16 protein-coding genes are annotated in these 20,238 nt (G+C 62.6%); 11 read left to right on the top strand and 5 right to left on the bottom strand.

Annotated features, from left to right (window positions below; genetic code table 11):
* The first annotated feature begins 77 nt into the window (after positions 1 to 77).
* Together QM649_RS06710 and QM649_RS06715 are read left to right on the top strand one after the other, a co-directional pair.
* Positions 78 to 2,357 carry a heterodisulfide reductase-related iron-sulfur binding cluster gene (locus tag QM649_RS06710; protein WP_415198249.1) on the top strand — a complete coding sequence of 760 codons (2,280 nt, stop codon included), beginning with the start codon at positions 78 to 80 and terminating at the stop codon, positions 2,355 to 2,357.
* 55 nt (positions 2,358 to 2,412) lie between these two features.
* Positions 2,413 to 4,773, top strand: a complete 2,361-nt coding sequence (locus tag QM649_RS06715) for a TIM-barrel domain-containing protein (RefSeq protein ID WP_415198250.1) — start codon at positions 2,413 to 2,415, stop codon at positions 4,771 to 4,773.
* 198 nt (positions 4,774 to 4,971) lie between these two features.
* On the opposite strand, the gene QM649_RS06720 is transcribed toward QM649_RS06715, so the two are convergent.
* Positions 4,972 to 5,517 carry a KdsC family phosphatase gene (locus QM649_RS06720; protein WP_415198251.1) on the bottom strand — a complete coding sequence of 182 codons (546 nt, stop codon included), beginning with the start codon at positions 5,515 to 5,517 and terminating at the stop codon, positions 4,972 to 4,974.
* A gap of 61 nt (positions 5,518 to 5,578) precedes the next feature.
* Here QM649_RS06720 and QM649_RS06725 point away from each other — a divergent pair, with 61 nt between their 5' ends.
* Positions 5,579 to 7,972: a glycosyl hydrolase family 95 catalytic domain-containing protein gene (locus tag QM649_RS06725; protein ID WP_415198252.1), complete on the top strand. Its 2,394-nt coding sequence runs from the start codon at positions 5,579 to 5,581 to the stop codon at positions 7,970 to 7,972.
* A gap of 72 nt (positions 7,973 to 8,044) precedes the next feature.
* Here QM649_RS06725 and QM649_RS06730 read toward each other — a convergent pair whose 3' ends face one another.
* Complete coding sequence (locus tag QM649_RS06730; RefSeq protein WP_415198253.1) at positions 8,045 to 8,788, bottom strand: SDR family oxidoreductase; 744 nt, start codon at positions 8,786 to 8,788, stop codon at positions 8,045 to 8,047.
* A gap of 64 nt (positions 8,789 to 8,852) precedes the next feature.
* Between QM649_RS06730 and QM649_RS06735 the strand changes: the two genes are divergently transcribed.
* The 4 genes from QM649_RS06735 to QM649_RS06750 all read left to right on the top strand — a co-directional run bounded on the left by QM649_RS06735 (position 8,853) and on the right by QM649_RS06750 (position 13,232).
* Entirely contained in the window at positions 8,853 to 9,767 is a 915-nt protein-coding gene (locus QM649_RS06735) for a LysR substrate-binding domain-containing protein (RefSeq protein WP_415198254.1), read from the top strand.
* Between the two features lie 92 nt (positions 9,768 to 9,859).
* Entirely contained in the window at positions 9,860 to 10,207 is a 348-nt protein-coding gene (locus QM649_RS06740; RefSeq protein WP_415198255.1) for a PadR family transcriptional regulator, read from the top strand.
* A 2-nt stretch (positions 10,208 to 10,209) separates the two neighbouring features.
* Positions 10,210 to 12,927 (top strand): ABC transporter permease, encoded by a 2,718-nt coding sequence (locus QM649_RS06745; RefSeq protein ID WP_415198256.1) that lies wholly within the window; start codon positions 10,210 to 10,212, stop codon positions 12,925 to 12,927.
* A gap of 17 nt (positions 12,928 to 12,944) precedes the next feature.
* Positions 12,945 to 13,232 (top strand): GntR family transcriptional regulator, encoded by a 288-nt coding sequence (locus tag QM649_RS06750; protein ID WP_415198257.1) that lies wholly within the window; start codon positions 12,945 to 12,947, stop codon positions 13,230 to 13,232.
* A 63-nt stretch (positions 13,233 to 13,295) separates the two neighbouring features.
* Here the strand turns inward: QM649_RS06750 and QM649_RS06755 are convergent, their stop codons facing one another.
* Complete coding sequence (locus QM649_RS06755; RefSeq protein ID WP_415198258.1) at positions 13,296 to 14,144, bottom strand: SDR family oxidoreductase; 849 nt, start codon at positions 14,142 to 14,144, stop codon at positions 13,296 to 13,298.
* 96 nt (positions 14,145 to 14,240) lie between these two features.
* Between QM649_RS06755 and QM649_RS06760 the strand changes: the two genes are divergently transcribed.
* A complete protein-coding gene (locus tag QM649_RS06760) occupies positions 14,241 to 14,636 on the top strand; it encodes a winged helix-turn-helix transcriptional regulator (protein ID WP_415198259.1) in 396 nt (131 codons plus the stop codon).
* A 215-nt stretch (positions 14,637 to 14,851) separates the two neighbouring features.
* Here QM649_RS06760 and QM649_RS06765 read toward each other — a convergent pair whose 3' ends face one another.
* Together QM649_RS06765 and QM649_RS06770 are read right to left on the bottom strand one after the other, a co-directional pair.
* Positions 14,852 to 15,325 carry a GyrI-like domain-containing protein gene (locus QM649_RS06765; protein ID WP_415198260.1) on the bottom strand — a complete coding sequence of 158 codons (474 nt, stop codon included), beginning with the start codon at positions 15,323 to 15,325 and terminating at the stop codon, positions 14,852 to 14,854.
* A 61-nt stretch (positions 15,326 to 15,386) separates the two neighbouring features.
* Positions 15,387 to 16,337 carry a squalene cyclase gene (locus QM649_RS06770; RefSeq protein ID WP_415198261.1) on the bottom strand — a complete coding sequence of 317 codons (951 nt, stop codon included), beginning with the start codon at positions 16,335 to 16,337 and terminating at the stop codon, positions 15,387 to 15,389.
* A 132-nt stretch (positions 16,338 to 16,469) separates the two neighbouring features.
* Between QM649_RS06770 and QM649_RS06775 the strand changes: the two genes are divergently transcribed.
* From QM649_RS06775 to QM649_RS06785, 3 genes are all read left to right on the top strand, one after another.
* Positions 16,470 to 17,798 carry a glycoside hydrolase family 27 protein gene (locus tag QM649_RS06775; protein WP_415198262.1) on the top strand — a complete coding sequence of 443 codons (1,329 nt, stop codon included), beginning with the start codon at positions 16,470 to 16,472 and terminating at the stop codon, positions 17,796 to 17,798.
* A gap of 393 nt (positions 17,799 to 18,191) precedes the next feature.
* Positions 18,192 to 19,013, top strand: coding sequence for a peptidoglycan editing factor PgeF (gene pgeF / locus QM649_RS06780; protein ID WP_415198263.1), 822 nt, complete (start codon positions 18,192 to 18,194; stop codon positions 19,011 to 19,013).
* 173 nt (positions 19,014 to 19,186) lie between these two features.
* Positions 19,187 to 20,203 carry a metallophosphoesterase gene (locus tag QM649_RS06785; protein ID WP_415198264.1) on the top strand — a complete coding sequence of 339 codons (1,017 nt, stop codon included), beginning with the start codon at positions 19,187 to 19,189 and terminating at the stop codon, positions 20,201 to 20,203.
* Positions 20,204 to 20,238: the final 35 nt, after the last annotated feature.

Consider the following 20,238-nt stretch of genomic DNA (forward strand, 5'->3'; position numbering starts at 1 on the left):
TGCCACCCGGCCAGAGATACGCGTTTCTGCTGTTCGCGCTCGTCGCGCTGGGGTTGGGCGCGCGCGGATTTTATGGCGTGTACCGTCGCATCCGGCGTGGGCGCGCGGATGCAGAGCCGCACTGGAATGATCTGCCGCGAAGGATCGTCTACGCGCTCACCACGACATTGATGCAGGCGCGGACCTTTCGCAGGCGGCGGTGGGTGGGAGTATTTCACGCGTTCATTTTTTACGGCTTCGTCTTCTACATCCTTGTGAATCTTGTCGATGCAGTGGATGGATTCGTGCCGCTGCTTGTCTCGTCGGAAAACGCATGGGGAGCGGCGTACAACCTCTTCGCCGATGTGCTGAGCGCGCTGGTGCTGCTGGGTGTGGTCGCTCTGGTAGCGCGGCGATTTCTTCTCCCTGCGCGGCGCGATTTCGTATTCAACGATCAGACACTGTTACAGAATGACGTCCGCCACGGAAAGATCGCCCGGGATTCGCTGACTGTCTCGACGTTCATCCTGTTCCATGTGGGCAGCCGCGCGGTAGGCGCGGGTGCGCGGCTCGCGCAGGCCCCATCCCCGCATAGATATGACTCGTGGCAACCGTTTGCGAGCTCCATCGCGCGGATGATTCCGGTACAGCATGCGCAGGCGTGGCGCGAGTTTGGCTACTGGGGTGCGCTGGGCAGCGTGCTCATCTTCCTCTCGTACTTTCCGTACTCGAAGCACATGCACCTGCTGCTTGCGCCGGTGAATTCGCTGGTGAAGCGTGAAGCTGGTTCGGGTGTGCTGCCTCTGGTGGAAGTGGATCTGGAGGCGGAAGATGTCGCTCCGGTCGGCGCGGAGAGGCTTGAGGATCTTGCGTGGCCGCGGCTGCTCGACGCGTATGCGTGCATCCAGTGCAACCGGTGCCAGCAGGTGTGTCCGGCAACAGCCACGGGCAAGGCGCTGAGCCCTTCGGCGATCGAGATCAACAAGCGCATGGAGCTGAACAGACTCGCGGGCACGGGCTTCGATCATGGAGAGGCGAGCCCGAGGCCGCTGCTCGAGTTCGCGTTGACGCCGGAGGCCGCGTGGGCGTGCACGACATGTGGTGCGTGTGTCGAGGTGTGTCCTGTGGAAGACGCGCCGATGTTGGACGTCGTCGAGGTGCGGCGGCAGCAGGTGATGATGGCCGGGGTGTTTCCGCAGCAGTGGCAGTCGGCCTTTCGCGGGATGGAGCGCACGCAGAATCCGTGGGGTATCAACCACGAACAGCGGATGCAGTGGGCCGAGGGACTGCGGGTGCCGACGGTGGAAGAGAATCCTGATGCCGAGGTGCTGTACTGGGTGGGCTGCGCGGCAAGTTACGATCCGCAGGCACAGCGTACCGCAAGAGCGCTGGTGAAGCTGCTGACGCATGCAGGTGTGAGCTTCTCGGTGCTGGGCAAGCGTGAGTGCTGCACCGGCGACAGCGCGCGGCGCGCAGGCAACGAGGTGCTGTATCGCGCGCTGGCCGAGAAAAATGTTGCGACGTTAAACAGTGTGCGGTCGAAGACGATCGTGGCGAGCTGTCCGCATTGCCTGAATGCCATCGGGCACGAATACCGGCAGCTGGGTGGCGCATATACGGTGGTGCACCACAGTGAACTGTTGGCCTCGTTGCTCGAGCAGGGAAAGCTCACGCCGCAAGCGGCCTCCGCAACGATTGCCTATCACGATCCGTGTTACCTGGGGCGGCACAACGGCGTCTACGACGCACCGCGCGCGGTGCTGCAACAGATCGGTAAGGTCTCCGAGATGCCGCGTGCCCGGGAGAATTCCTTCTGCTGCGGTGCGGGCGGGGCGCAGTTCTGGAAGGAAGAAGAGCCGGGGACGGAGCGGATTGCCGCGAACCGCATGCGCGAGGCGAAGGAGACGCTTGCGGGCGCGGCAAACGGCGTGTTGGCCGTGGGATGTCCGTTCTGCAAGAGCATGCTTGCAAGCGCACCGGGCGCGACAGATTCCATCGTCGTGAAGGATGTCGCTGAGCTGCTGCTGGAGGCTGTCGAGAACGGGCAGGGTGCTGAGGCGATGGCGGAGGTTGTGGCTGAAGAGCAGCCCGTTGCCGCACCTGTTCAGCAGACTATTCAGCACGCCGTCACCGAGCCTGTGGCGGCTGAGGAAGAAAGGCCTGTGGAGCAGGAAGCGCCTGCGACTCCTCGCAGGAAGTGGAAGCCGGCATCGCAGGTGAAGGAGCCGCAGAGCACTCCCGAAGCTTCCACGTCGGAGGCTTTATCTGAGCCCGGGGCCGAGGTAGCGCCGCTGGAGCAGTCGGCGGAAAAAGCGGAAGACTCTTCCGCTGCGCCGAGGCGAAAATGGCTGCCGAAATCGGGAAAAAGCCTCAACTAAAACCTTTTTCTTCACATTGTGATAGTTTTTCGGGGTAGCGATTTCCGGAGTTTCAATGAAGCGTTTTCTTCTCTCTGCCGCACTCTCTGTCCTGCTGCCCGCCTCCTTTGCCGCTGCCCAGGCTTCGTCCTCGCCAGGAAGTGTGGTCCTCAGCAAGGGCAACAGCACCATCGTTTTTGAACCGTATGCGCCGAACATTGTGCGCGTGACGCTGAGCCTGCTGAAGGACAAGGCGCTGGCCGGCCCGGGATATGGCGTCACGGCGAAGCCCGACGATGCAGGCTGGAAGGTGGAGAAGCGCGACGGCAACACCGTCTATGCGTCGTCGCGCATGACGGTGACGCTGGCGGGCGATCATCCGTGGAAGCCGGTGCAGACGCAGATCGATATCGGCAAGTTCTTCGGTGGGTCGACGCCGGGAGCGGATATTGACTTCCGCACGGCGGAAGGGCGCGAGCTGGCGCACATGCAGGGTTGGCAGATGTCGGTGCCGAATGCGAAGGACGCCAATGCGGAGATCCTGAACCAGCGGCGGCCTACGGACGATCCGTTTTACGAGGTGGGTGCGAGCTTTGTCTCGCCTGCGGACGAGCACTACTACGGCCTGGGTGAGAACCAGGAAGGCCTGCTCGATCATCGTGGACAGACGGTGCGCTGCTGGCAGGACTACACCGCGCCGGCGGGGCCGAGCTCATGTGTGCCGTTCCTGGTTACAAATAAGGGCTACGGCATCCTTTGGGATAACCCTTCGAAGACGACGATCATACCCGGCTTCAACGAGCAAACGCGGTGGGATTCGCAGGTGGGCGACCGTGTGAGCTTCTTCGTGATCGCGGGCAAGACGACGGACGAGATCTACGAGGGCTATCGTCTGCTGACCGGCGCAACGCCGCTGTTGCCGAAGTCGGCGTATGGGTATATCCAGTGCAAGCAGCGCTATCGCTCGCAGGCCGAAGTGATGGCGGTAGCGAAGGGCTATCGCGACCGCGGGTTGCCGCTGGATACGATCGTGGTGGACTGGTTCTACTACACGAAGATGGGCCAGATGGATTTCGATCCGACGCTGTGGCCGGATCCGAAGGGGATGAACGACGAGCTGCACAAGATGGGCATCTCGACGATGATCAGCGTGTGGCCGCGCTACGTGCCCGATTCGCGCTACTACGACACGATCCTGAAGAACGGCTGGTTCGAGCACAAGGCCGACGGTACGCCGACCGATGGACTGCCGTATGACAAGGCGGGTTCGGATATCGACACGACGAACCCCGCCGCGGCGAAGTGGTACTGGAACGCGATCAAGGACAATATCCTGAGCAAGGGCTTCAGCTCCATCTGGGCTGATGAGACCGAGCCGGATCTTCCGCCGCAGGGCAGCTACTTCTTCATTGGGCCGGGCACGGAGTTTTATAATCCGTATCCGCTCTTCCACACCGCCGCCATTGCCGATGGTTTCCGCCGCGATACGAACGAGCGCCCGCTGATTCTTTCACGCGACGCGTACACGGGCATTCAGAAGAACGGTGTGATCGTGTGGTCTTCGGACATCTTCCCCACGTGGGACACGCTGAAGCGACAGGTGCCGACGGGTCTCGACCTGACGGCCTCGGGCATCGCGAACTGGAGCAACGATACGGGCGGATGGCAGTATCTGCCGGGCGAGCATCACCCCGCGCACAAGCCGCTGCTGGACCCATCCGATGCGCGCGATAACGTGGGCGGCTATGACGATTATCCGGAGCTCTACACGCGCTGGTTCGAGTACGCGACCTTCCTGCCTATCTTCCGCACGCATGGCAGCAGGAACTTCAACGAAACGTGGTCGTATGGGCATGAGGCCGAGCCGATCCTCGAGAAGTACCTGAAGCTGCGTTACACGCTGATGCCGTACATCTATTCGACTGCTTACCATGTGTACCAAACCGGCGCGCCTTCGATGCGTGCGCTGTTCATGGACTTCCCGGAGGATGCGAAGGCTGGGGAGATCAAGGATGAGTACATGCTGGGGCCCGCGTTCCTCGTGGCTCCGGTGACGGACCAGGGCGCGACGACGCGCGAGGTGTACCTGCCTGCGGGCTCGGACTGGTACAACTACTGGACCAACGAGAAGCTGCATGGCGGGCAGACGGTGACGGTGCAGGCGCCGATCGATACGATTCCGCTGTTCGTGCGCGCGGGTTCCATCCTGCCGCTGGGTGCGCCTGTGCTGAGCACGAAGGAAAAGCAGGCGATCGCAGGTGTGAAGGTGTATCCGGGCGCGGATGCGAGCTTCACTCTCTATGACGATGACGGCACGACCGAGGCCTACGAGAAAGGCGCGGCGCAGATCACGAAGCTCGAGTGGGATAACGCTGCGAAGAAGCTGCGCCAGTCCGGGACGAAGGTGGAACTGGGCCCGGTTGAAGTCGTGCAGTAAGGCGGGGATAGGGTGGAACGCGATCCGCCTTTGGCGCGCGCTACGCTGGGCGCGGTTTTGGCATCCTTGCTCAGAGAACTGCAGGTTCCTCCGCTGCGCGAGACCAAAGACGTCTCGCTTCGGTCGGAATGACAATCCTGGTGGGCGGCTTGCATTCCCACCTCTCAGAACCGAGAGGTGGGGCACCCGGATTCTTCGCTACGCAAGAGCCTTGGGGATGGCCTCTTCCCAGCGTCCCTGTGACTTCAGGATCAGTTCGATGACTTCGCGTGCCGAGCCTTTGCCACCTCCGAGTTCGGTGATGTAATGAGCGCCAGCCTTTACTTCAGCTACAGCGTTGGCGACGGCGACGGCAAGGCCGGAGCGCTGCATCACCGGCAGATCGGGAAGGTCATCGCCCATGTAGGCGACTTCATCGGCGGTGACGCCGGCGTTGGCCAGACACTCCTCGAAGGCCTGCATCTTGGTGGCCTGGCCGAGGTAGACGTAATCGACGAGCAGTTCCTTCGCGCGTTGTTGCACGGCAGGCGACTTGCGGCCGGTGATGAAGCCGGTCTTGATGCCCATGATGTGAGCGAGCTTGAGACCGGCGCCGTCGGCGGAGTTGAAGACTTTCATCTCGGCGAGGCCTGTGCCGTCGGGGTGAGCGATAAGGCAGACGCCGCCGTCGGTGAGTGTGCCATCGACGTCCATGAGAAAGAGCTTGATGCGGCGTGCGCGCTCGTGAAGCGAAAGGTCGGTCATGTGTCCATGATAGTGCGGCGCGTATGATGCTGAGGACTTCTTACTCCCTTCGGATGACATCGTGAAATTCTTTTCTTGTTTGTGTGCTGTTGCGATTCCTGTGCTCTCTGCCTTCACTCCGCTGTCCGCCGCCACCACCGCGTGGTCGGGCAAGGCGTTTGTCGTCGACGTGCCCGGCGTCGTGGGACGTTCGGACATTGTGCTGGAGCGGCCGAATCTGCTGGCGCGTGAGGCGCTGCCGATGGGCAATGGCCGGCTGGGCGTTGCGGTGTGGTCCGCGGATGGATTTACCGCGCAGTTGAATCGCGCGGACACGTTGCCGCGACGGCTCTCGCCGGGACAGCTCTCGATTCCGTCATTGGCGGTACTCACTTCGGCGAAGGACTACAAGGCAAGGCTCGATCTCTACAACGGAACCTTCGAGGAGCAGGGCGCAGGCGTTCATTTGAAGGCGTGGGTGGAGGCGGATACAGACGCGCTGGTGGTGGATGTGACGGGTCTTGATCCGCATGCCGAGCAGACGGCGGTGCTGTCTCTGTGGCCTCCGCGCACTCCGCAGGTGGAGTTGAGGGATGAAGTGGGCACGCTGGCCGAGACGTGGAAAGACAACACGGAACCGGGTGCGACGGGGAGGCCGTTCGGATCGCTTGCGGCGGTGAGCAGCGCGGGGCTGAAGAATCTGAGTGCGAGTAAAGATACACACGCGATCACGCTGAAGTTTCTGCCGGATGAGCGAGGGCATTTCACGCTGCGCGTCGCGGCTCCCGGTTACAACGGTGAGGGCGCGGGGGATGCACGCAGCATCGCGGTGAAGTCGCTCACCCCGGTGAGCGCGGATGCGCATGAAGCGTGGTGGCATCGCTTCTGGAGCCGGGCCGGACTGATCAAGGTCGCATCGTCCGACGGCACGGGCGAATACATGGAGAGCCTGCGCACGCTGTTCCTCTTCACCTCGGCGGCGCAGAGCGGCAGCGAGTTTCCCGGTTCGCAGGCGGGGTTGGCGGACATGTTTTCGTCGGTGCGCGACAGCCACAACTGGGACCCCGGTGCGTACTGGCACTGGAACCTGCGCATGCAGGTGGCGGCGAATCTCGGCGCGGGTCTGCCGGAGCTAAATGAGCCTTACTTCCGGCTCTATCGTGAAAACCTTGCAAATATCGAAGCATGGACGAAGGAGCACATGGGCGGCCGCGAGGGCATCTGCGTGCCGGAAACCATGCGCTTCAACGGGCCGGGCTACGAGTTCGAAACGTGGGGCATGGACAAGGGCGGCAAGGGCGTCATCGGTTTGAACTGCGATGCCGGTTCGCAGCCTTACTACAACGCCCGCACTATTTCGACAGGCGCGGAGGTAGGCTACTGGATCTGGCAGCAGTATCTCGTGACCGGCGACCGGAAGTTTCTGGAAGAGAACTATCCCGTGATGGTGGCCGCGGCGCGCTTTCTGCTGAGTTACGAGAAGCCGGGGCCAGACGGGTTGAATCACACCAGCCCGACAAATGCGCACGAAACACAGTGGGATGTGAAGGACTCGATTCTCGACCTGTGCGCGCGGAAGACGCTTTATAAGGAGACGCTGGATGCTGCGCGGCTGCTGCATACAGATGCGGAGCTTGCGGCGAAGCTCGAGGACGCGTTGAAGAAGATTCCTCCGTTGCCGTTGACCGAAGCTGGAAAGCCGGTTCATGTGTTAAGCAGTGAAGGCGCAGATGCGGTCGTTGCGGACTCCTATAATCCGGCGACGGAGAATCACAACGTGGAGAATCTTGGCCTGGAGCCGGTGTGGCCCTGGGGCATGATTACGCCGGACTCGCCGCTGTTTGCAGTTGAGCGGCAGACCTTCGAGCATCGACCGTATCCGACAAAAGAGGACTGGAGCTTCGATCCGATCCAGGCGGCGCGGCTTGGGCTTGGCAAGGATGTGGCATCGACGCTGGTGACGCTGACGGAGGAGTATCAGCAGTATCCGAACGGCTTTGCGAACTGGGGCGGTGAAGGCGGCGAGTTCTATATCGAGCAGATCGGCGTGGTGACCACGGCGCTCGATGAAGCGCTGGCGCAGAATGTGGACGGCACGATTCGCATCGCCCCTGCGATTCCTCCGGGTTGGGACATTGCGGGCAGTGTGTGGGTGCGCGGCCGTACGAAGGTCGATGTGGAGACCCATGCCGGCGCCATCACGACTGCGGTGATCGAGGCCGGGACGAGCGGGCCGCTGAAGGTGGAGAATCCATGGCGCGGGCAGGCGGTGCAGCTGACGGTGCAAGGTGCGCACTCTGCGCGCAGAGTGCAGCTCTCCGGCAACGTCCTGACGCTTCCTGCGGAGGCGGGTACAAGCTACGTGCTTGCACCAGAACATGCCGCCGCGGGCCAGTTCGCCGCAGTGAGCGGTACGTCCGCCACAACGCCGAAGCATCTGGGCAAAGTGGCGCTGGGATTAGCCGCCGGAAACTGATTTGTATCTACTACTGTTACGAATATAAAAGGGCACAGCAGAAGGGTTCTGCTGTGCCCTTTCTGTATCTGCTTAGATGAGTCCGCCGTTGGCGCGAATATTCTGGCCGGAGATCCATGCGGCATCATCGGAGACGAGCAGCGTCACGACGCCGGCGATGTCCTCCGGCGTGCCGAGACGGTTGAAAGCCGCGAGGCTGGCCATGCGCTTGCGGTCTTCCTCGGTCTTGCCCTGGTTGAAGAGATCGGTATCGACGGGGCCGGGTGAGACGACGTTCACGCGGATTTTGCGCGAGCCGAGCTCCTTGGCGAGCACGTGGCTGAACTGCTCTACGGCGCCTTTCGTCGCGACGTAGATCGCATACGTGGGCAGCATGAGCGCGGTGGTGGATGACGAGAAGTTGATGATGGAACCGCCGTCGTTCAGGCGCGTAACGGCGAGCTGACTGGTGAGGAATGTGCCTTTCACGTTCACCGCGAAAAGGCGGTCGTACTCTTCTTCGCTGACTGCGGCGACGGGCTTGTAGAGGATGAGGCCGGCGTTGTTGATGAGGATGTCCGGCTTGCCAAAGTGCTGTTCGGCTGCATTGAAAGCTGCGGCTGCGCCCTCGCGCGTGGAGACGTCACCCTGCACGGCTACCGCGCGTCCGCCTGCCTGCTGGATGGAGCTGACGACGGCCTCGGCTTCGGCCTGGCTGCGCGCATAGTTGACGACGACGCTCGCACCTTCGGCGGCGAAGCGGCGGGCGATTGCGGCACCGATGCCGCGTCCAGCCCCGGTAACGATAGCGATCTTGTTTGCGAGAAGTTTGCTCATGGTTTCTCTCCCTTTCATCGCTTTAGAGGAGAAAAGAGTGACTGGAGAATCATGCATTGTTAGCATGCGGATCATGCGTCCAGTGCATCTTCGCAATCTCGACCTGAACCTGCTGCTGCCCCTGTATGCCCTGCTGAAGGAGCGCAGCGTGACGCGCGCCGCGCAGCAGGTGAACCTGAGCCAGCCCGCCATGAGCCGGGCCTTCGAGCGGCTGCGCGAGCTGCTGGAGGATGAGCTGCTGGCGGGCCGCCGCGGCGGCTACGAGCTGACGGCTCGCGGAAGCGTACTGTTGCGCGAGCTGGAGTTGCTTCTGCCGAGGTTGGAACAGCTATGGGCGGGCGAGAGTTTCGCGCCGGAGCGCAGCAGGGAGCGCGTGCGGCTTTCCATGACGGACTTTGCCGCGTCGCTCCTGTTGCCCGGGTTGATGCGGATGCAGCAGGAGCGAGCGCCGGGGCTGCGGCTGGAGATTGCGCCGATACAGGACCGCAGCTTCGAGGATGTGGAGGCGGGGCGGGCGGATATGATCTTCAGCCCGCTGGATGCGCCTTCGGCCTTGCGCGTAGAGGTGCTCTTTGAAGAGTATTTTGTGTGCCTGGTGGCGAAGGAGCATCCTTTTGCGGGCAAGCGATTCGCTTTGCGGGAGTATCTCGCGCAGGGGCACATCGTTATTGATACGGAAGCGGGACGCCAGACGCTGGTCGACAGGCCGCTGGCCGAGGCCGGGCACCATCGGCGGGGTGTTCTGCACGTGCCGTTCTTCGTGCCCGGCGTGCTGGCGCTCGAAAATACGCGGCTGGTGCTCACCGTGCCGCGCCGGCTCGCGAAACTCGCGGCCAGGCATGCGCGCGTGCGTACGATCGAGCCGCCAAAGGAGATACGCGGCTTCTCCTACACGATGAGCTGGCATCCGCGCCTCGAGCAGGAGCCGCTCTATGCATGGTTCCGTGAGCGGGTGCGGGAGGTCTGCGCGAAGTTGTAATGAAAATGGAGTCAGCCGGGGTGGCAGCCTCCAGGAAGTTCCACTTGACATTCCAGTGGAATCTGGAGGATTCTGCTGACGGGATCACTTGGATGTCTAGTAAAGAAAAAAATTCGATACAGCTCCTGCAGGGCACGCTGGACTTGATCATCCTCCGCACGCTCTCGTCCATGGGGCCGCGTCACGCCTACCAGATCGCCACGCGGCTGCAGCAGGTCTCCGACAGCCTGCTGCAGCTGAACCAGGGCACGCTTTATCCGGCGCTGGTGCGGCTCGAGCAGTATGGATGGATCAAGGGCAGCTGGGGGATGACGGAGAACAATCGCGAGGCGAAGTTTTACTCCATCACGAAGGCGGGCGAGAAGGCCCTGGCCGCGGAGACGGCGCGATGGAGGCAGATGGCCGGACTTATGGAACGCGTGCTGCTCGAGGAGAGCTAGCGATGAAAGCCATACGGCGCTTGCTGCAACGGGGGCGCAGCCTGTTCGCGAATGAGCGGCAGGAGGAGGAGCTGGAGCGCGAAATCGCGGGGCATCTGGCATTCCTGGAAGACGAATTTCTCGCGCAGGGGATGGCCGCGGACGAGGCGAGGCGTGCGGCAAGGCGCGCGTATGGGGACGTGGAGCCAATCAAGCAGCAGCATCGCGAGGAAAGGGCGTTTCAGGGCATGGCTCGACTATCGATGGAACTGCGGTACGCGTGGCGGCAGCTGCGGCAGTCGCCGGGCTTTGCGCTCACGGCGATCCTGATGCTGGCCCTCGGGATTGGTGCGACAACGACGATCTTCTCCATCGTGGAAGGTGTGCTGCTGCGGCCGCTGCCGTTCCCAGAGCCGGGCCGTCTTATGATGCTGGGTGATGTGCTCGAGAGCTCGAACTGCTCATTCTGCTCACGCCCTTCCGTCACGGCGCAGGATGTGCGCAACTACATGCGGGATACACACAGCTTTGCGCATCTTGGCGGCTACCAGGGCGCGTACTTTGAGCTTTCTGGCGGTGGCGAGCCCGTGGCCATCGATGCGGCACGCATGAGCGGTGAGGCCTTCGCTGCGCTGGGCATCCAGCCGTTGCTGGGAAGAGTCTTTACGCAGGCCGAAGACGATCGCCGCGAGCCGCTGGTGGTGCTGAGCTACAGCCTGTGGCAAAGCCGTTATCATGGCGACCCGGCGGTGGTGGGTACGAAGATTCTCATTGAACGCAAGCCTTACACGGTGACCGGCGTGATGCCGCATGGCTTCGAGTTCCCGCTGATCCCCGGGCATCTTTACCAGGCGAAATTGTGGGTGCCGATGAGTCTGGAGCCGTGGGAATTTGCGGCCGGCTCGGCAGCCTCGTGGAGTATGCGCATGGTGGGGCGTCTAGCTCCGGGTGTAACGCCGGAGCAGGCAGAGCAGGATGCGCAGCGCGTGGCGCAGGCCACGATGCGCGACTATCCGGCATTTATGAGCAGCCTGAGAATTCGCAGTGTCGTGAAGCCGCAGCGCGATGACACTGTCAACCAGGCGAAGCCTCTGCTGCGAATGCTCTTCTACGCTGTGGCCGTTGTGCAGCTGATCGTATGCGCGAATCTGGCCAGCCTGCTGCTGGTGCGGTCTATCGGAAAGAGGCGGGAGATTGCGGTGCGGCTGGCTCTGGGCGCGCGCGCCGGGGCGCTGCTGAGGCAGGCGGTGGTGGAGAGCCTGATGCTGAGCACCGCCGGTGGGGTGCTGGGTATGGCCTTCGCATGGGTGGCGCTGCGCGTGGGTGTGCGATTCCTGCCCGAGACGCTGCCGCGCCTGCACGAGATCGGGCTGGATGGGACCGTGCTGGGATTTGCGCTGGGGATCACGGCGCTCACCGGCTTCCTCTGCGGCCTGGCCCCGGCCTTTGCTGCCGTCCGCACCAGCGTGAATGAGACGCTCAAGGAAGGAGGCCGCACAGGGACCGCGGGCGGGAGCCATGCACGGCTGCGAACGATCCTTGTGATGGGCGAAATCGCGGTGGCGATGGTGCTGCTGACGGCATCCGGCCTGCTGCTGCGCAGCTTTGAAAAGATGCGCGAAGTCGACCCCGGCTTTCAGCCGGATCATACGCTGGCCGCTCTCTACGTGCTTCCGCTGCAGCACTATACTCGCCAGATTCAGATCGATGGCTTTGTGCAGCAGCTGCAGGAACAGCTGCGAGCGCTTCCGGGCGTAAAGGCGGTAGGGATTACATCCATGCTGCCCGCAGACGGTAACAGCACGGGGCTTTCGGTGATTCCTGACGAATATGTTTCGCCAAAGAGCGAGGGTTTGCATATGGTCGCAGCCTCGTTGGTTGAGGGCGATCCTTTTGCCGCACTGGGTGTTCGCCTTCGGCGCGGCCGCGTATTCACGGATGCGGATAAGCCAGGAGCGCCGCTGGTGGCGATTGTGAATCGCAAGTTCGCCGAGCACTATTGGCCGGGGCGGAACCCGGTGGGCAAACGCATTCGTCGCGGTATGCCGGAGACTTTGTCGCCGTGGATGACGGTGGTAGGCGAAGTGGAAGACGTGAAGATGGGGGCGGCCGATGACAAGACCATGGAGCAGTTCTACCAGCCTGCGTCGCAGTCGGCAGAGTCGGAAGGATCGCTGGCGTCATCGGGTGAGCTGACGGACTATGCCGGGTGGATTGTCTTACGAACCGCCGTACAGCCGGAACAAATGCAGGAGGCTCTGCGTAACGTCGTACAGCATGTCGATCCGGGACTGCCGCTCTACCAGATGCAGCCGCTGGCGCGTGTGGTTTCGGAGAGCGAAGCGCCGCGACGATTCAACACGGTTCTCATCTCGAGCTTTGCGCTGGCTGCGTTGTTGTTGAGTGTGCTCGGCATCTACAGCGTGATTGCGTTTTCTGTGGCCGCGCGGCGGCAGGAGCTGGCGATTCGCATGGCGCTGGGATCAAGCCGCGGACGCTTGCTGCAGCTGGTGCTCGCGTCCGGAATGAAGGTTGCCCTGGCAGGCTGCGTGCTGGGGCTGCTGGGTGCTGTGGCGGTCTCTGAGCTGTTGCGCTCGCTGCTCTTCGGGCTGGGGCCGCGCGATCCTCTGGTGCTGGGAGGCGCGGCAGTTGTGATGCTGGCGATCGCGATGCTGGCCACGGTGCTGCCTGCGCGGCGCGCGGCCCTGGTCGATCCGCTGCTGGCGGTGCGAGGCGAATGAAGATGCAGGGAAAGGGAATGCGCATCGTGCAGGCGGAGGATGAAATGCCAGACCGGATCGATTGCCGGTTGAATCGCGACAGCTTTGTGCCGCTGTATCAGCAGATCAAGAACTGGCTGCTGTACAAGATCGAGGCAGGGGATCTGTGCGAAGGCGACGGTGTGCCCTCCGAGGTGGATTTTTCGCGGTGCCTCGATGTAAGCCGCGCCGTGGTGCGGCAGGCCTTCTATGAGCTGCGCCTCGAGGGCTACGTGACGCGCGACAAGGGGCGGGGTACGTTCGTCTCGCTGCGCAAGCAGGCCTAGCGCAGAGCAAGGCTTCAAATGCGGCGGCAGGATGTCTCACTGCCGCCGCATTCGTGTGTGCAGTTAGCGGAGCGCGGCGGCGATCGTTTCCACCGATGGCGTGGTGGGGTGGCCGATGAGGCGGCTCAGCGTGCGCGAGCTGTCGTCGAGCGCGCCTTTCGCGGCGTGTGCATCCGCGTCGGCAAGGATGTGCGCGAGCTCCGGCGGCAGGAAGCCGGAAAGAATCTTTTCGAATTCGGCCTCGGGTAGGTTCTGGTAGGCGATGGCTTTGCCGGTCTGCCGGCTTAACTCGGCAGCAAACTCGGCGCGCGTGTAGGCAGAGTCGCCTGCGAGTTCATAGATCTTGTTCTCATGGCCTTCGCCCGCGAGCACCACGGCTGCGGCCTCGGCATAGTCGGCGCGGGCAGCGGTAGCGAAACGGCCCTCACCGGATGCTCCGAGAACAACGCCGTGCTCGAGCACCGCGGGGATGCCGGCAGTGTGATTCTCGGTGTACCAGCCGTTGCGCAGCAGTGCGAAGGGCACGCCGCTCGCCCTCAGATACTCCTCCGTCGCAAGGTGCTCGGTTGCGAGCACGAGATGCGTGGAGTCCGCGCGGAGCAGGCTGGTGTAGGCGATGAGCTTTGCGCCCGCGGCCTTGGCCGCATCGATGACGGCCTTGTGCTGCGGGATGCGCTGGCCTACTTCATTGCCCGAGATGAGCAGGACTTTCGTTGCGCCTGCGAACGCGGTGGCAAGGGTCTCAGGCCGTGCGTAGTCGGCCTCGCGGACCTGCACACCCTTTGCAGCAAAGCCTGCGGCCTTCGCGGGGTTGCGCACGGCGGCGACAATCTCTCCAGCGGGAACCCTGGTGAGCAGGGATTCTATGACAAGCTGTCCAAGCTGCCCGGTAGCTCCGGTGACGACGATCATGATGTCTTCTCCTCCGAGGCATCTGCGCCTCTGAAATTCAGCGTATCGCTATCGGCTTACTTTTCGTAAGTACATACCTGGAGGTAAGCTGTATGCATGGCATGGCCGAAGAGCACGAAGACGGTACGCATCCGCAAAGGAAATCTGTTCGCCGCGGACTGCCCGACACGGATCATTCTCGACAACGTGACCTCGCGCTGGGGTTCGCTGGTGCTGGTGCTGCTGCTTGAAAGTGATTACCGCTTCAGCGAGCTGGCCTACCGGATCGGCGGGGTGAGCGAGAAGATGCTGGCGCAGACGCTGCGTGCGCTCGAACAGGATGGCTTTGTGCTGCGCACCGTGCATGCGACCAAGCCTCCGAAGGTGGAATACAGCCTGACGCCGCTGGGCCGCGAGGTCGCCGAGCGGATGCGGGTGCTCGCCGATTTCATCGAGAAGAACGTAACGAAGGTGATGACGCACCGCGCGCGCATGGCTGAAAAGTCCGCGTAAGGCGTTGCGTTGCCGGCAGCAATTCCGGCATCGGAACACTGCTGGCTCCGGAACACATTTTCCTGTGCAGGCCAAACCGCAGGTTCCTCCGCTGCGCGAGACGATAACGCTGTCTCGCTTCGGCCGCAATCACAGGCTTCTTCTAAAAATCCTGCCAAATGCAAGAGAAGAGGCCGATACGGCTCAGAGCGACGCAAAGCATCGAGGATTTGGCGTCAATCGATCGGGATCAGGATCTCTGTCCTGAGCTCTTCCACGGGCGTCGTCCGGGGATCATTCAGGTAGTTTTCGATGCAGAACTCGGGGCGCATCTCTACCTTCTTCTCCGCGAGCGTCTTGAAGATGTGATCGAAGGCCATCCCGATCTGCGTGTAGGGGCCGGTGAGCAGGAAGCGCGCATACTTGCCGCCGGGCGCATGGCGATACTGCATCTTCGCCGGAAGGCCTTCCGGCCTATGCGCGAGCGAGACTCCGGCCTGGTAGACCATGGACTCGGGGCCGGACTTCGTGTTGTCCATGCCGCTGAGGCCGAGGTATTCGCGGATCGATGCCGGATCCAGCTGCGGCAAGAGCGGCGGCAGCTCTCCCCATAGCGGAGGCGCGACCTCAGAGAACAGTCCGCGCGCCTCAAGAAACGCGTAGTGGAAGGCGGGCCGTTCGATGGTTTCGGATTCATGAGTGAGATTCACGTGTGTCTCCTTATACGGGTGTGAGTGCAAATGACCGCGTTCCATTTTCTGCGTGGTCGATTCAGGCCTGCCTGCGTTCGTACCACCGGAGAACGCGCAGGGCGCGGAGTGTGTTCCAGCGGCTCGGGCGATGGTCGCCGTCCTCGAGTGCGAAGTGTACCTGCCCGGGGTGCGTGTTTTCGAGCAGCCATCGTCCGTCGGGTTGTCGTTTGGCTCTGAGCTGTTCGATCGCCTCATCGATGCGCGAATCCGGGCTGTCGCCGGTGGAGCGGAAGTAGTCCAGCGCACGCAGTACGTCATAGTGCCAGCGTGTGGGGAATGAGAATTGCAGCCATGCCGGATTCACGACATCGCCAGTGCTTTTGCGGCGAAAGAGCTTTCTTTCCAGGAGATAGTCCTCGCCACGCTTGCGCGCCGCAATTTGCGGCGGCGACCCTCCGGTCGCCCGTTCATGCGCAAGCAGGCCTTCGAGCACGTTGATGGTGGTTGCAAAGGACGAGCGGACCGAGCCGTTTTCTGCTTCGCAGTTCCAGCCGCCGTCTTCGAGCTGTTCGACGAGGAGACGCTCGACGAGGGCATCCATGTTGCGGCCGAAGTAGACGCCGATAGCCACCGTCCGTCCGTTGATGCAGGGCTCCACTTCGCCGCTGAAAAATGGCTGGCCCGCGTGCTCCCAGCGGCAGCCTGCTTCCACGCGGTCGATAGCGCGCTGCATGAGGCCGGTATCCGGATCGATGCCGAAATCGACAAGCAGCTGGAGTGTGGGCAGGGTTGAAATCCATGGCTGACCCTGTCCTTTCTCGCGCCAGTGGAGGCTGGCAGAGGGAAAGCATGCGCCTCCGGCCCACTGCCCATCACTGTCCTGCAGCGCCAGCAGCCGCGCACCCCAGCCTTCGCTCGCAACGCGTGCGCGTTCGGCTGCAATCTCCCCGGATGGTGCATCGGCGAGGTCGCGCAACGCCTGCCACCGGATCGCGGGATCGGAATCGAGGAGCCAGTCGAGAACGTCCATGCGCGAGCAGTGTATAGGCGCGGAAGGGAAAATACACCCCGGCGCTGATGGATGCTGATGGGCGCGAAAGTCGTTTACACTTGCCGCACTGTGAAAACCTTTTCCGCTTCCCGCCTTTGCGTACTGGTTCTCTTGCTGACGGCCTTATTTTCGCCTTCTGCTTCGCTGCGCGCACAGCAACAGCCGCTCGCGGCTACGCCGCCGATGGGATGGAACAGCTGGGACTCGTACGGGCTGACCGTCACCGCCGACGAGTTCAAGGCGAATGTGGACTGGCTGCACCAGCACCTGCAGCCGCATGGCTGGCAGTACGTGGTGGTCGACGAAGGCTGGTATCTCGACCATCCCGGAGAAAAAGGCGCGGCGCAGGGCTTCCATGTCTCGCCGGATGGCCGTTACGAGCCGGCGGCGGGGCGCTTTCCTTCGGCGCAGCCGGACGACGGGCTGAAGGCACTGGCCGATTATGCGCATGCGCAGGGGCTGAAGTTCGGCATTCACATCATCCGCGGCATTCCGCGCGAAGCCGTCGACCGCAACCTGCCGATCGCGAACTCTTCCTTTCACGCGGCCGACGCTGCGAATACGGCGGACAAGTGCGAGTGGAACGGGGACAACTATGGTCTGAAGGACAACGAGGCGGCGCAGGCCTATTACGATTCGATTGCGAAGCTCTATGCCTCGTGGGGCGTGGATTTCCTGAAGGTGGACTGCATCTCGAAGCCCTACCAGGCGGCGGAGATTCACCGCATGGCGGCGGCGCTCCGCAAGACCGGGCGGCCGATTGTGCTGAGCCTTTCGCCGGGGCCGACGCCGGTCTCCGAAGCCGACGATGTGCGGCAGTACGCGCAGATGTGGCGCATCTCGAATGACGTGTGGGATGTCTGGTCGAACGAGAAGGACGAGCCGGGGCAGTTCCCGCAGTCGCTTTCCGCGCAGGCCGGGCTGCTGGCTGACTGGGCTCCGCACATAGAGCGCGGGCACTGGCCGGATGCCGACATGCTGCCGATCGGCTACCTGGGGCCGCGCCCGGGATGGGGCGATGCGCGTGCGTCGCGGTTCACGCCGGAGGAAACGCGGACGCTGCTGACGCTGTGGTCCATTGCGCGGTCGCCGCTGGTGCTGGGCGCGAACCTGACGAAGATCGACGCGAAGACCGAGGCGCTGCTGACCAACGACGAGGTGATCGAGGTGGATCAGCACTCGACGGGGAATCATCCGGCGGTGTCGACGAAGGAACGCGCGCTGTGGGTGGCGGATCTGCCGAAGGGCCGCAAGGCGCTGGCGGCGGTGAACCTGACGGCCGCTCCGGTTGAGCTGCACTACTCGTGGAAGGATCTCGGTTTGGAGAAGTCTTCGTGGCGTCTGCGGAATCTGTGGGAGCAGAAGGATGTGCCGGGCGCGCAGACAGAATTCCATGTCACACTCGGGCCGCACAGCTCGGCGCTGTACAGCCTGAAGTAGCCGCTTTGGTATGGCAAACAGTGCTGTAAATCGGGCAGAAAGCCGGCCTGCCGGAAAAGAAGGAAAGAGGGCGAATTTCGGTCCGCCTTAGGCTGTCGGCAAGAGCCGATTTGCTGGATAAGCCGCTGTTTCTAAGGGAGAAAGGTCGGAGTCGTCGGCGAGATGAGAGCCTGCTCAGAAAATGTGCCGGAGTGAGGCATCTTTTGGCAGGGGGATTGCTTCCGATATGAGTAACAAATAAGAGGCAATCCAGGCAGTTCACTCCTTCCGATACACAGTTGTTTTTCCCGCGACCTTAGCCCACCACACACTCCTCTCTTTTCTCCCTCCAGACGCCTCTTGAGCGGGCCCGCAGGAAAGCGGGCCCACCAGCTCTCTCCTTATAATCCCAACATGGTTGCGTCCTCTTCTTCGCTGCGCGAGCCGGAGCTTGCTGCGCCTGTCGTCACCTCTCCGCTGCTGGCTTCGCTGCCGTGGCTGATGCATGGATTCAGCACGCGCCTGGGTGGTGTCTCGAGCGTGTATGGGCGCGAGGGCGACTGCAACCTGGGCTGGACTGCAACCGATGATGCCGAGCATGTAGCCGAGAACCGGCGACGGCTGGCAGCGGAAGTCAGCCAGGATGATGCGACTCCCTTTGCCACGCTGAAGCAGATCCATTCGGCGACGACGGTACGTGTCAGCGCGTGCGACGCTGCGCCCCGCGCGACGACGGAAGCCGACGGCATGATGACCGCCGAGCCGGGTGTGCTGCTGGCTGTGCAGACGGCCGATTGCATCCCGGTGCTGGTGGCCGATACGCGACTGCGCGCGGTAGCCGGCTTCCACGCCGGATGGCGCGGAACGGTGGCGGCGATTGTGGAAGAGGGAATCGCGAGGATGCACGAGGAATTCGGCAGCGAGCCGGAGGAGCTGGTTGCCGCCATCGGCCCAGGCATCGGGCCGTGCTGTTATGCCGTGGGGAACGAGGTGCGGCAGCGCTTCGCGGAGAGATTTCCGTATGCGGATGCGCTCTTTTCCCTGAAGGACGACGGTTCCCTGCATTTGAACCTGTGGGAAGCGAACCGGCAGCAGCTGCTGGCAGCCGGGCTCAAGGCGAAGGCGGTGTGGGTCGCGGAAGAATGCACCAGCTGCCGCGTCGACCGCTACTTTTCCTATCGCAAAGAGAATGGGTTCACGGGCCGGATGTTCTCAGTGATCGGGATCCGGGATTAGCCCCTCGCTCTCAGTGCTGTCCGCGTTACTTTTCATCGCAAATGAATTTTTCTTTCCGGCGCTACGCTCCGGCCGGAAGGTTGCGCCCGGGAATAATAAGCGGCCCGCCTACAGCTTGATTCCGGCCGGGGCCGTTTGCGTGATGTTCATGGGGTATTGATTAAACTGACACTATGAGCTTTGCTGCACCCTCCTCCCGCCGCCGGTTTCTCCGCCAAAGCTTTGCCTTCAGCGCCATTGCTGCGCTTGAGTCTCTGGCTCCTCTTGCCCATGCGTTGCCGCATAACGGTGCGGATGCCGACATCCTCATGATCGGCGACTGGGGTTATCTCGATGACCACCAGAATCAGACGATGGTGGCCGATGCGATGCGCGCCTACGCGCAGCAGAACCGGATCAAGCCGGCGGCGCTGCTCTTCCTGGGCGACAACTGGTACGGCGACCTGCCGGGCGGAGCCGAGTCTCCGCGGTGGAAGTCGCAGTTCGAGGATCTGTATCCGGAGAGCGTCTTTCCAGGCAAGGCCTATGCGATTCTGGGCAATCACGATTACCAGACGATGCCGGCCGATGTGAACAAGGTGGAAGCGGAGCTTGCCTATGCGAGCAGCGGCAAGTCCCGCTGGACCATGCCCTCGCGCTGGTACAGCTTCACCTTCCCGGAGAAGCGGCCGCTCATCACCTTCATCGCGCTCGACAGCAATGTGCCGAGTCCCGATGGTCCGGCGAAGTTCCCGAACCTGACGCTGACCGAGGCGCAGCATGAGGAGCAGGTGCAGTGGCTCGAAAGCGAGTTGAAGAAGCCGCGCAAAACGCCGCACCTCGTCGTGATGGGCCATCATCCGATCTATTCGAACGGCCCGCACGGCGATCATTCCGTGCTGATGCGCTACTGGGATCCGCTCTTCCAGAAGTACAAGGTGCCTGTGTACATGGCCGGGCACGATCACGATCTGCAGCACCTGGAGTTCACCGGCCAGCCGACGAGCCACTTCCTCTCGGGCGGCGGCGGCGCGGATCTCTATAACCTGAAGATCGAAGAGGCGGCCCGCGGACCGTATGCAGGCAGGGTCTTCGGCTTCAGTCATCTTTCGGTGACGCGCGAGAAGATGACCTTCCGGCACATCGATACGCAGGGTCGCGTGCTGCACCAGTTTACGAAGATGGCGGATGGGAAGACGGTCATCGGCTAGCTTCACTGCGGGTGCCCCACGTCTCGTCCCTGAGA

The organism is Silvibacterium sp., from assembly GCF_047605705.1.
Lineage (GTDB): Bacteria > Acidobacteriota > Terriglobia > Terriglobales > Acidobacteriaceae > Silvibacterium.

What these genes read in the sequence shown, in the direction of transcription:
- QM649_RS06760 (WP_415198259.1), top strand. Translation starts at nt 14,241, where the DNA reads ATGGCATGGCCGAAGAGCACGAAGACGGTACGCATCCGCAAAGGAAAT.
- QM649_RS06715 (WP_415198250.1), top strand. Translation starts at nt 2,413, where the DNA reads ATGAAGCGTTTTCTTCTCTCTGCCGCACTCTCTGTCCTGCTGCCCGCC.
- QM649_RS06755 (WP_415198258.1), bottom strand. Translation starts at nt 14,144, where the DNA reads ATGATCGTCGTCACCGGAGCTACCGGGCAGCTTGGACAGCTTGTCATA.
- QM649_RS06735 (WP_415198254.1), top strand. Translation starts at nt 8,853, where the DNA reads ATGCGGATCATGCGTCCAGTGCATCTTCGCAATCTCGACCTGAACCTG.
- QM649_RS06770 (WP_415198261.1), bottom strand. Translation starts at nt 16,337, where the DNA reads ATGGACGTTCTCGACTGGCTCCTCGATTCCGATCCCGCGATCCGGTGG.
- QM649_RS06740 (WP_415198255.1), top strand. Translation starts at nt 9,860, where the DNA reads ATGTCTAGTAAAGAAAAAAATTCGATACAGCTCCTGCAGGGCACGCTG.
- QM649_RS06785 (WP_415198264.1), top strand. Translation starts at nt 19,187, where the DNA reads ATGAGCTTTGCTGCACCCTCCTCCCGCCGCCGGTTTCTCCGCCAAAGC.
- QM649_RS06730 (WP_415198253.1), bottom strand. Translation starts at nt 8,788, where the DNA reads ATGAGCAAACTTCTCGCAAACAAGATCGCTATCGTTACCGGGGCTGGA.
- QM649_RS06750 (WP_415198257.1), top strand. Translation starts at nt 12,945, where the DNA reads ATGCGCATCGTGCAGGCGGAGGATGAAATGCCAGACCGGATCGATTGC.
- QM649_RS06720 (WP_415198251.1), bottom strand. Translation starts at nt 5,517, where the DNA reads ATGACCGACCTTTCGCTTCACGAGCGCGCACGCCGCATCAAGCTCTTT.
- pgeF (WP_415198263.1), top strand. Translation starts at nt 18,192, where the DNA reads ATGGTTGCGTCCTCTTCTTCGCTGCGCGAGCCGGAGCTTGCTGCGCCT.
- QM649_RS06745 (WP_415198256.1), top strand. Translation starts at nt 10,210, where the DNA reads ATGAAAGCCATACGGCGCTTGCTGCAACGGGGGCGCAGCCTGTTCGCG.